The organism is Streptomyces thermospinosisporus (genome assembly GCF_039526425.1).
Taxonomy (GTDB): domain Bacteria; phylum Actinomycetota; class Actinomycetes; order Streptomycetales; family Streptomycetaceae; genus Streptomyces; species Streptomyces thermocarboxydovorans.
Genome location: NZ_BAAAIZ010000161.1, coordinates 1 through 1,341 on the forward strand (window position 1 = coordinate 1; position 1,341 = coordinate 1,341).

A 1,341-nucleotide genomic window follows, 5' to 3' on the forward strand; every position below is an offset into this window, starting at 1 on the left:
CTGCTGGGTTGTCTTCCCGCTGTTCTGTCCGGTCGCCGGGACCTGTTCTCATGGCTCCGGCCGGGCGGAACATGACCTGATAGGAGCTTGGTCCAGAAGCCCCTTCAATGTCCTGTCTGCGCCACCCGGCCGGTGCCCACCTCCAGCTGGGAAGGGGCACCATCAGCATGACATCAGCCGCGGCACCGGAGACAGCGGACCAGGACGTGTTCGGCGGGGTCGACTCCCACGCCGACACCCTCCACGTCGCGGTCATCAGCGACAACGGCGGCCACCTCGCCGACGCCGAGTTCCCCACCACCGCCGCCGGATACGCCGCGGCCCTGGCCTTCCTGACCGCCCACGGCCACGTGATCACGATCGGTGTGGAAGGCACCGCCTCCTACGGAGCCGGCTTCACCCGCACCGCCCGCTCGGCGGGCCTTCACATCGTGGAGGTCAACCGGCCCGACCGGGCCGAACGCCGCCGCATCGGCAAGTCCGACCCTATCGACGCCTACGCCGCCGCCCGCGCCGCCCTGTCCGGACGGGCCTCCGGCGCACCCAAGGACGACACCGTCGCCGGCATACGCGCCCTGCACAACGCCGCCCGCTCCGCCGTCAAGGCCCGCACCGCCGCCCTGAACCAGATCGGCCACCTCCTCATCACCGCACCCGAGACCATCCGCGCCAAGTACGGGCGGCTCAAAGGGGCGGACCGTACCGACACCCTGGCCCGGCTGCGGCCGTCCGGGGACGCCGTCCACACCGCGGTCCTCACCGCGCTCAAAAGCCTCGCCCGGCGCGTCAAGGAGCTGACCGCCGAGCACGAGGCACTCACGCGCGCCCTGGACGATGAGGTCACCGTCCACAACCCCGGCCTGCGGGCCGTCTACGGCGTCGGCCCCGACACCGCGGCCCAGCTCCTGGTCACCGCAGGCGGCAACCCCGAACGCATGCGCACCGAGGCCTCCTTCGCCGCTCTGTGCGGAGCCGCACCGGTCCCCGCCTCCAGCGGCCGCACCAACCGCCACCGCCTCTCACGCGGCGGCGACCGGCAAGCCAACGCAGCCCTCTACCGCATCGCCCTGGTCCGCATGTCCAGCGACTCCCGCACCCGCGAGTACGTGGCACACCAGACCGCCGCCGGCCGGACGAAGAAAGAGATCATCCGGCTCCTGAAACGAGCCATCGCCCGGGAGGTGTTCCGCTGCCTCACCACCACGGTCACCGTCCCCGGCATCGCCGACCTACGGCCCCTGCGGCAGTCCAAGAACATCACCCTCACCGCCGCAGCCCGTCACTTCGGACTCTGGCCGACCACCATCTCCACCCTCGAACGAGGAATCCGCCGAGACGACG

The 1,341-nt window shown here is 71.4% G+C and carries 1 protein-coding gene; it reads left to right on the top strand.

Annotated elements, in window-relative coordinates; translation table 11 throughout:
* Positions 1-167 precede the first annotated feature (167 nt).
* The coding region (locus tag ABD207_RS32040) for an IS110 family RNA-guided transposase (protein WP_344016831.1) at positions 168-1,341 on the top strand (1,174 nt) is incomplete at its 3' end.